9 protein-coding genes are annotated in these 9,845 nt (G+C 67.2%); 8 read left to right on the top strand and 1 reads right to left on the bottom strand.

The window, feature by feature from the left end; genetic code table 11:
• The 8 genes from VFC51_01755 to VFC51_01720 all read left to right on the top strand — a co-directional run.
• On the top strand, positions 1 to 1,938 hold a 1,938-nt coding region (locus tag VFC51_01755; protein ID HZT05730.1), incomplete at its 5' end, for a response regulator.
• A 129-nt stretch (positions 1,939 to 2,067) separates the two neighbouring features.
• The gene (locus VFC51_01750) at positions 2,068 to 3,384 is read left to right on the top strand and encodes a response regulator (protein ID HZT05729.1); all 1,317 of its coding nucleotides are present in this window, start codon (positions 2,068 to 2,070) and stop codon (positions 3,382 to 3,384) included.
• Positions 3,385 to 3,486: 102 nt separating this feature from the next.
• Positions 3,487 to 5,004, top strand: a complete 1,518-nt coding sequence (locus VFC51_01745) for a tripartite tricarboxylate transporter permease (protein ID HZT05728.1) — start codon at positions 3,487 to 3,489, stop codon at positions 5,002 to 5,004.
• The gene (locus tag VFC51_01740; GenBank protein HZT05727.1) at positions 4,988 to 5,590 is read left to right on the top strand and encodes a tripartite tricarboxylate transporter TctB family protein; all 603 of its coding nucleotides are present in this window, start codon (positions 4,988 to 4,990) and stop codon (positions 5,588 to 5,590) included. Before VFC51_01745 ends, VFC51_01740 begins: the two co-directional genes overlap by 17 nt.
• A 110-nt stretch (positions 5,591 to 5,700) precedes the next feature.
• Positions 5,701 to 6,732: an amidohydrolase family protein gene (locus VFC51_01735; protein HZT05726.1), complete on the top strand. Its 1,032-nt coding sequence runs from the start codon at positions 5,701 to 5,703 to the stop codon at positions 6,730 to 6,732.
• Positions 6,733 to 6,847: 115 nt separating this feature from the next.
• Positions 6,848 to 7,984, top strand: a complete 1,137-nt coding sequence (locus tag VFC51_01730) for an amidohydrolase family protein (protein HZT05725.1) — start codon at positions 6,848 to 6,850, stop codon at positions 7,982 to 7,984.
• 41 nt (positions 7,985 to 8,025) lie between these two features.
• The gene (locus VFC51_01725) at positions 8,026 to 8,646 is read left to right on the top strand and encodes a hypothetical protein (protein HZT05724.1); all 621 of its coding nucleotides are present in this window, start codon (positions 8,026 to 8,028) and stop codon (positions 8,644 to 8,646) included.
• Between the two features lie 160 nt (positions 8,647 to 8,806).
• On the top strand, positions 8,807 to 9,010 hold the full coding sequence (locus tag VFC51_01720) for a hypothetical protein (protein ID HZT05723.1): 204 nt from the start codon (positions 8,807 to 8,809) through the stop codon (positions 9,008 to 9,010).
• Positions 9,011 to 9,046: 36 nt separating this feature from the next.
• Here VFC51_01720 and VFC51_01715 read toward each other — a convergent pair whose 3' ends face one another.
• Positions 9,047 to 9,766, bottom strand: coding sequence for a redoxin domain-containing protein (locus tag VFC51_01715; GenBank protein ID HZT05722.1), 720 nt, complete (start codon positions 9,764 to 9,766; stop codon positions 9,047 to 9,049).
• Between the last annotated feature and the right edge of the window lie 79 nt (positions 9,767 to 9,845).

Below are 9,845 nucleotides of genomic sequence, written 5' to 3'. Positions count from 1 at the left end.
CAGAAATCCGAGCGCGAGCTGGCCATCGCGCGGGATCTCGCCGTGAACGCGAATCGCGCCAAGTCGCTCTTCCTGGCCAATATGAGCCACGAGATCCGCACGCCCATGAACGCGATCGTCGGGATGTCCGATGTCCTCTGGGAGACACAGCTCGCGCCCGAGCAGCGCGAGTATCTCCGCATCGTGCGCGACGCCAGCGACAGCCTTCTCAACCTGATCAACGACATCCTCGACCTCTCCAAGGTCGAGGCGGGACGGCTCGAGCTGGAGCGGATCGACTTCGATCTGGACGAGCTGCTGGACCGCACGCTGGAGTTCATGGCTCCCCGAGCGCATGCCAAGGGGCTCGAGCTGGTGAGCCGCGTGGTCGAGAGCACGCCGACGAGCCTCGTGGGCGACCCGGATCGGATCCGCCAGATCCTCCTCAACCTGCTGGGCAACGCGATCAAGTTCACGGAGTCGGGGGAGATCGCCCTGACCGTGAGCGCGGCGGACGGCGGGGACGATGACGCTCGCGTGCTCCTCTTCACCGTTCGCGACTCCGGGGTCGGCATCCCCGAGGACAAGCTGGAGGAGATCTTCGGCGAATTCACCCAGGTCGATCCCTCCATAACCCGAAACTACGGCGGCACCGGGCTGGGCCTCGCGATCTGCAAGCAGCTCGTCGAGCTGATGGATGGCCGGCTATGGGCCGAGAGTACGCCGGGCGTGGGAAGCGTCTTCTCCTTCACGGCGCGCCTCGGCGTCCACGATCCGCAGCGCCAGAGCCCGTCCGCCGCGCTCGATCTGACGGGTGTGCGGTGCCTGCTCGTCGACGACAACGCCAGCAACCGCATCATTGTGCGGGAGTTGCTAGCCGGGGCCCACGCGACGGTCTCGGACGCGGACAACGCCGACGCTGCTCTGGCGGAGCTTCGACGAGCGGCGGCCGCGGGCGCCCCATACCACCTGGTCCTCCTCGACACGCACATGCCAGTCGTCGACGGCTTCGACACCGCGGCCCTCATTCGCGCCGATCCAGCGCTGACCGACGCCATCGTCATGATGCTGACCTCGGACCGCCGGGTTGGGGACATCGATCGATGTCACGCAGTGGGTGTCACGAGCTACCTCGTGAAGCCGATCAAGCGCACCGCGCTGTTCCGCGCCATCGCGGAGGCCATGGGCGGAGGCGCGGACCACGCCTCCGCCGCCGCGACCGCGCCGAGCCCTGGCGGACGGCCGCTCCGCATCCTCGCCGCCGAGGACACGATCGACAATCGCATCCTGCTCCAGCTCTACCTGCGCGGAACGGGCCACACGCTGGACCTCGTGGAGCACGGAGGCGCGGCGGTGGAGCGCTTCGAAGCGGGGACCTATGATCTGATCCTCATGGACGTCCAGATGCCGACCATGGACGGCTACTCGGCGACCCGGGCGATTCGCGAGATCGAGCGGCGCCGGGGCTCGCCGCCTATCCCCATCATCGCCCTGACGGCCCACACGACGGGCGAGGAGGTCGAGCAGAGTCTGCGCGCCGGCTGCACCGCGCACCTGGCGAAGCCGGTGCGTAAGCACGCGGTCCTCGACGCGATCGCGCAGTTCGGGTCGGCGGCAATGGCTGCCACCGCTCCGGACGAGGCGGTCGGAAGCGGTGCGGACCCCGAGCTGGCCGTCCTCCGCGACGCGTACCTCACCCATCGCGAAGACGACGTATCGGCGATGATGCGAGCCCTCGAGGCGGCGGACTACGAATCGATCCGCGTCGCGGCCCACAGCATGAAGGGGTCGGGCGCCTCTTTCGGCTTCGACGCCATTTCGTCGCTCGGCAGCGCCGTCGAAGAGGCGGCCAGGAGCGCCAGGACCGACGAGCTGCGTCGCCTGCTCGGCGAGCTGCGAGCGGTCGTCCAACGGGCCAAGAACGGTCAAACCAATCGTGATGACGTAGCAGGACCCTAAACAGGCGTCGCGGACCGCTGCCGGCGGTTGGACCTTCAGCACCCCGGGGGCGCGGGTTACCCCGAAACCCGCCCCAGGTAGCGCCTGCCGGGCCGGACGGGCATACTTCGCGGTGCGACGGGGGTGCGCATGCGGGTGCGGTTCTGGGGGACGCGGGGCTCGATCGCGACACCGGGCGCGGGCACGGTCCGCTTTGGCGGAAATACGTCCTGCGTCGAGCTTCAGACCGGCTCCGGCGAGACGTTCATCTTCGACGTCGGCACCGGCGCCCGCCCGCTCGGCGACGCCCTGATGGCGCGGACGACGGGTGCGCTCTCGGCCACGATCCTCCTCACCCACACCCACTGGGACCACATCCAGGGATTTCCGTTCTTCGGCCCGCTCTTCGTCCACGGCAATCGCTTCGCCGTGTATGCCCCGGAGGACATCAATCGCTCGCTCCACCAGACCCTCGCCGGCCAAATGGAGTTTCAGCACTTTCCGGTCGAGCTAGACCAGCTCCCGGCGTCCATCACGTGCCACGAGCTGACCGAGGGCCACCACGAGATCGGCGGCGCCCACGTATTCGCCCAGTACCTCCACCACCCGACGATGACGCTGGGCTATCGAATCGAAGCGGGCGGCGTCGCGGTCGCCTGTCTGACGGACCACGAGCCCTTTTCGGACCTCCTCTGGCGGTCCGATGCGCCGCCCGGGCGCGTGGACGCGATCCTCCATCAGGGCGACCGACGCCACGCGCGCTTCATGGCCAACGCCGACCTGGTCATCCACGATGCGCAGTACACCCCGGAGGAGTTCCCGGCAAAGAAGACGTGGGGGCACAGCACGTTCGACTACGTCGTGGAGCTGGCCGCCGCGGCCGGCGTGCGGCGACTGGCCCTCTCGCACCACGACCCGCGCCACGACGACGCGATGGTGGCGGAGATCGAGGCCCGGGCCCGGGCGCTCGCGGCGGCGCGCAGCCCGGCGATGGAGGTCTTCTGCGCCTTCGAGGGCTGCGAGCTGATCCTGGAGCCGTCGACGGAGACCTCGGGTGAGTTTGTGGGCCCCAGCCACGCACGGGTCGCGACGGCGGCTCGCATCCTCGTGACCGACGACGACCCCGACATGCGCGCTCTGGCGCGTCTCGCCCTCGAGCGCGACGGGCACACCGTTCGCGAGGCGCCCAGCGGCGAAGAGGCGATCCGTGCCGTCCTCGAGTGGGCGCCGGACCTCGTGCTCCTCGACATCGTTATGCCGACAATGAGCGGGCTCGACGTCCTCCGGGCGCTCCGCGCCGACCCGCGGACGGCCCATCTGCCGGTGCTGCTCCTGACCAGCATGGACTCCGAAAGCGACCTGCGCGAGGGGTTCGAGCTCGGGGCGACCGACTATCTGACCAAGCCCTTCACGATGCCCCAGCTCGCGTCGCGCGTTCGCTCGTGCCTGGCCCGCGCCCGGGAATGAGGCGATAGGTCACGCACGATCGACGCGGCCTCCCACCGCTCGGCTCGGACTGCGGATACTATTAGCCGGTTGGTCGACCCCTGACGCGGTGGAGTGTCGCGCATGGACACGCTGCTCCAGGCTTCGCTGAGCGGGCTCGCCCAGGTCTTCACCTGGCCGACGTTCCCGCTGATGATGCTCGGGATCCTCATCGGGTTCATCATCGGCATCCTGCCGGGGATCTCCGCGCCGACCACCCTGGCGCTGATGCTGCCCTTCACGTTCCACATGAAGCCCGTCGAGGCCTTCGCGTTCCTGCTGGGCATGCTGTCTGTCTCCGTGATGTTCGGGGACATTACCTCGATCCTCTTCGGCGTGCCGGGCGAACCTCTCGCCGCCGCGGTGGTGCTGGACGGGCACCCGATGGCGAAGAACGGCGAGACGGGACGCGCGCTCGGCGCCGCGCTCACCAGCTCCCTGGTCGGCGCCGTCGTGGGCGCCGCGATTCTCGGGCTCTCGGTCCCCCTCATCCGCCCCATCGTCCTCGCGTTCGGCTCGCCCGAATTCTTCGGCCTCGCGCTCCTGGGCATCGCCTTCGTCGCAGCGCTCAGCGGCGGAAACCTCCGCAAGGGCATCCTGGCCGGCGCCCTCGGGCTCATGCTGTCGATGGTCGGCCTCGACCAGCAGTCGGGCATCCAACGGTACACCTTTGGCCGTCTGGAGCTGTGGGATGGCATCGGCCTGGTGCCGGTCACGGTCGGCTTGTTCGGCATCGGCGAGCTGGTTGACCTCTGGATCAAGCAGAGCAGCATCTCCGAAACGCGGGTAGGAAAGATCGGCAGCGTCTGGCAGGGGTGCAAAGACACCTTCATCCACTGGGGGCTGACGATGCGGTGCAGCCTCTTCGGCACGGTGCTGGGGGTGATACCAGGACTGGGCGGCGCCGTTGCCCAGTGGGTCACCTACGCCCACTCCGTGCAGAGCGCGAAGGACAAGTCCCGCTTCGGTCATGGCGACGTGCGGGGCGTCCTCGGCCCGGGGGCCGCCATGAACAGCAAGGAGGGCGGGAACCTGATCACGACGGTGGCCTTTGGCGTGCCGGGCAGCGTGTCGATGGCGATCCTGCTGGGCGCGTTCCTCATCCAGGGGATTCAGCCCGGCCCGAGCATGCTGACCTCGAAGCTCGATCTCACCTTCTCATTCGTCTGGGTCATCGTCGTCGCCCACGTGGTCAGCGTGGGACTGAGCTTCCTCCTGATCAATCAGATGGTGCGGATCACGGAGATCCGCACGTCGCTGATCCTGCCGGGCATCGTGATGCTGGTGTTGTTCGGCGGGTTCTCCGAGCGGAATTCCCTGTTCGATCTCGGGATCACCGTGGCTGCGGGGTTCCTCGGCATGATCATGGTCTACCTCGATTGGCCGCGGCCGCCGCTCATCCTCGGGCTGGTCCTGGGAAAGCTCATCGAGCGCAACCTGTTTATCTCGTACTCCCGCTATGAGTTCGCCTTCCTGCTGCGGCCGATCCTGCTCGGGACAATCCTCGTCGGCATCGCGCTCGTCGTGGCCCCTATCCTCCAAAAGCGGCTGGCTGGTCGCCTGGGTGTGAGGGAAGAGCTGCTTGTTGCGAAAGAGAGCTGATCTCCTTTTCAGCATCTGCCTGACCCTCATCATCGCATGGATGCTGTGGCAGGCGCGCGACTGGCCGGCTCGGGCCCGCCTGTTCCCCTGGACGATGGGCTGGCCGGCGCTCGCCCTGGCCCTGGTGCAGCTCGGCGTCGCCGTGCGCGTCTTGTTCGCTCCACCCCAGCGCGTCGGATCCGTCGAGCGGTCTGCGGGGCCCGCGCGCGATGTCGGGCCCGCGGACACGGCCGCGGAGGCGCGCGCCGCGGGCGAGGCCGAGGAGCCGGAGATCCCGCCGGATCTGGCGCGGCGCCGGGCCCTGGAGATGTCCGCCTGGATCTTCGCGTTCACGGCCGGCGTGGTCCTCTTCGGATTCAAGATCGGCGCGGCCGGCCTTGCCCTCACATTCCTGCGCCTGGCCGCGCGGGAGAGCTGGGTGACGAGCGTCGCCATCGCCCTCTCGATCTACCTCTTCTTCCTCCTCATCTTCGAGGTGGGTCTGAACATCCAGCTTCCGATGGGATTCGTGCCGGACACTTTTGGCTTCGAGTGGCCGGATGCGCAGATCGTGCAGCTCCTGATGCAGCTCATGCGCGGAGGCTGAGCGCGGGCGGGAGGAATGTTGCCGTCTTGCGCAACCCGGCGTAGGATGGGGAGCGAAAAGGGCAGCCGGGGTGCGCGCCCGCTTCGCGCCACAGGGAGAGGAGGCTCCACATGCGAGACGGTTTCGTTGTGATCGATAGCGACGGCCACGTCCACGAGGACGAGGAGGGGCTCCGCCGATACATGGAGCCCAGGTTCCGGACGTACCCGATGCGCGGGAACGGCTTCGTCGACCGCAGCGTCGGCGGCAAATACGGGCGGCGACACGGCAACCCTTCGATCCAGATCGAGGATATGGACACCGAGGGGATCGACGTGTCGGTCCTGTACACGACAACGCTCCTGGGGGCGTGGGCGCTCCGCGATCGCGCCTTCGCGGTCGCCCTGCATTCCGCCTACAACGACTGGCTCGCGGAGTTCTGCAGCAACAAGCCCGACCGTCTGAAGGGCGTCGCCGTGCTCCCGCTCGTCGACCCGGAGGCGTCGGCCCGCGAGCTGGAGCGCTCTGTGACGCAGCTTGGCCACGTGGGAGCCATGCTCCACACATTCGTCTACAACCACCAGCTTAGCGACTCATGCTACGACGACGTGTACGCCTGCGCCCAGCAGTACAACGTGCCCATCGCATTCCACGCGCAGGGCTCGGAGATCGAGCGGTTCAACCGCTTCGACACGTTCCTCGCGGAGCATACGCTCGGCCACACCGTCGAGCAGATGACCGCCACCGTCCAGGTGATCTATGGCGGCGTCCTCGAGAAGTTCCCCCGCCTCACAGTCGCGTTCCTCGAGGGGATGGTGGGCTGGATCCCCATGCTTGCCGATCGCATGGACGAGGAGTACGAGCACCGGCCCTTCGAGGCGCCACTCTTGACGAAGCCGCCGAGCGAGTACATGAAGAGCGGCCGCGTGTTCTTCGGCGCCGAGCCCGAGGAGTGGATGATCCCCACGGTCATCAACTACCTCGGCAGTGACGAGACCCTCGTCTACTCATCCGACTACCCACACTGGGACGGCGCGTTCCCCAACAGTACGCGAGAGCTGGCGGAGCGCACAGACCTGACGGACACGAACAAGCGCAACATCTTCGGCGACAACGCGCGGCGGCTGTATCCCGCGCTCGCCAACGTCCCGGTCGCGGTGTAGAGATGCTCCTCCCCCGTCTCGGGGAAGGCTGGGATCGGGGGTAGACGTCACTCCTCCCCGAGCACGTCGCGGGGGGCGCGGCATTGGACGACTGGCCGAGACATGGAGGAGGTCTATGGCGAAGAACGGATTCAAAGTTTTTGACAGCGACATGCACATCATGGAGCCACCCGACCTGTGGCCGAAGTACATCGCTCCCGAGTTCAAAGACCTGGCGCCCCGCGGCGTCACGTCGGACAACGTTCGCGACCTCCGGACGGTCTTTCCGCAGGACGACCCGGCCGCCCGAGTGACGCGTGGGACGCCGAATCGGGGCCGAAACTTCGAGAAGAACCAGCAGATCTATCGCGACCACTCGGAGCGCGGCTGGACACCGGACTGCCAGCTCGAGGCTATGGACGTCGAGGGGATCGACGCCGCGGTGCTGTTCCCGACGCGCGGCCTCTCCGTCCTGACCCGTCCATCCATGGATCCGCGCTTCGCGAACGCCATCGCCCGGGCCTACAACGACTGGCTGCACGAGTTCTGCGAAGCCCGCCCGGACCGGCTCCTGGGCTCCGGGATGGTCTCGGTGTACGACATCGGCGACGCCGTGGCCGAGACGCGCCGCGTCGTGAAGGAGTACGGCTTCCGATCGATCTTCCTCCGATCGAACATCGTGAACGGCCACAACTGGTACGACCCGTACTACGAGCCGCTCTGGGACACCCTCGAGGAGCTGCAGATTCCTGTCGGGTTCCACGAGGCGACCGGTTCGGCCTCGCCCCAGGTGGGAGACAACTTCGACCCGAACTTCGGGATCCGCCGGATCTACTCGCAACCGGTGTCCCAAATGCTCGGCCTGGGCGGGCTCCTCTGCGGCGGCGTTCTCGCGCGGCACCCGGGGCTCAAGGTGGCGTTCCTCGAGGCGAACTGCTCGTGGGTTCCCTGGCTCATCTGGCGCGCGGACGAGGGGTACGAGCGGGAGGGCGACATCTTCATGGAGCACCTGGACATGCCGCCCAGCGAGTACTTCCGGCGCCAGTGCTGGGTGTCCATCGAGCCAGACGAGGAGCCAGCCCGGTTCACCATCGAGGAGTTCGGGTGCGATCAGCTCGTGTTCTCGACGGACTATCCCCACGGCGACTCGAAGTACCCGAAGGCCGTCGAGAGCTTCCTGATGCTCTCCCTCACCGACGAGGAGAAGCGGAAGATCCTTTGGGACAACTGCGCCCGATTCTACGGGGTCGGCGTCGAGGCAAGCGTTCGGTGATGACCGGCCGCGGGCGGCGCGCCCGGGCGAACGGAGGAGAAATGGCAGCACGCACGACCACGGAGAACGCGCTGGAACGATTCATCAGCAAGACCCGCGACCTGTTCGCGGAGGAGCCCGATCTGGACAAGCGCTGGCGCGAGCTAACGCCGATTCTCGCCGAGCTGCTCGCCGATCCGGCGGTGCGCGAGGCGTCCAAGCACTGGCCGGACTGCGTCGTCAAGGATGGGCGCGCGGAGAACCTGCTCTTCTACGAAGACCCGGAGTATGGGTTCGCCATCAACGGGCTCATCAAGGGGGGGAGCCGTCAGGCCGGCGAGCGCACCCGCATCCATGACCACGGCCACATCTATACCCTGTATGGCGTGCTCGACGGGCACGAGCGGATTGAAAAATACGACCGAATCGACGACGGGTCGAGGCCGGACTACGCGGAGATCAAGAAGACGGTCGACGTCCACGTGGGCCCCGGTGAGATCGACCTCGTCGGGCCGAAGGAGGTCCACGCCGAAGTGACCGTCGGCGAGCGGACGGTCGCCGTGATCATTCGCAGCCAGAAGGCAGGCGAGCACTTGCAGGGCCGGTACGACCTCGAGACGGGCAAATACTTTGAGAGTGTGGGCCCACGGCAGACCCCCGCCGAGATGCTGCCGAAGGGCTAGAGGTGCGCCCGACGAGTGACTTGGTCATATCGAGCGAAGCGAACGTTCCACTCAGTGGCGGTCAGCCGCCCTTCTTCGCCCGCGGGCCGGTCCCGACGGAACGCGGCGGCTTGTCGTCGGCGTCGGCGGGATCGACGCCGACGACCCGGATGGGTCGGGAATGAGCGTCTACGCGCAGGATGGAACCGCGGTCGCCCGCTTCGGAATGGGGCGTGGCCCGCTCGGCAATCTGCCGCCAAGCACCTCGATGATCCTTTGGGATCAGCAGGGACGGCCTCGGATCCGGCTCTCAGTGGCCGAGGACGGAACGCCGACGATGCAGATGCTCGATGGTGACGGGGCCGTCATCTGGAGTGCCGAGTAGCGAATCGACGTCGGGCGGGCCGGGCCGAAGCGACTGTCACGTCAGGAAGCTGTGCTCCCCGAAGGATGCCTGCATCTCCTTCACGGCTTTCGGTCCCGCGCGCTTCACGATCTCCCTGTGGTGAACCGGGTCCGGAATGATGAACCGGATCTGCTCGATGTACATGTTGTGGAGCGGAAGCCCCTGGGCGATCGCCTGGTCCCACAGCAGCAGATGCTCGAGGTAATCACGAAGCTCGGGAGCCTGCGCGTGGCCCGCCCGATACACCAGGCGCCCGTTGCGGTGGACGACGAAGATCGGGTTCGGCCGTGGTCCGTAAGCTCGATGGACGCTTCCATCGAGCTCATCGACCAGCACCGGGAAGCGGACGTGCTCGACCTGCTGGAACTCTCGCGCGACGGCGATCTTCTGCTCCATGGACGTGTGGTGTGGGTACACCTCGCCTGGATGTGGCTCGCGCGCGTAGATGAAGAGAAACTGGATCCCGCGCCACCGCACGTATTCCCACAGGTGATTGAGCTCCGGCATATTCGTGGCCGTCACCGGACTCGTGATGGCGCCGAAGATCAAGACCGCGTGCCGCTCGCGCAGGACGTCGCTCAGCCGACAGCGCCCGCCATCGGCCGTGGGGAGATCGAAGTCGGGCGCCGGCATGCCGACGCGCAAATTGGGCTGGATATCCACGTGGCCGAGGGCCTCTGCCGGGTCTCCGGGATCGGGTCGGACGAAATCTGGATTGTTGTACACCGGCTGCATCGGCCGCTCCTCCACCTTCACGCTCGGGACCGGTGCTAGGGTACCCAAGGCCGCCGCGGCGGGTCAACGATCCGACGGC

Source organism: Chloroflexota bacterium, assembly GCA_035652535.1.
Classification (GTDB): Bacteria; Chloroflexota; UBA6077; order UBA6077; family SHYK01; genus DASRDP01.
The sequence above is the reverse complement of the archived record's forward strand: the minus strand, read 5'-3'. Positions and strand labels throughout refer to the sequence as shown.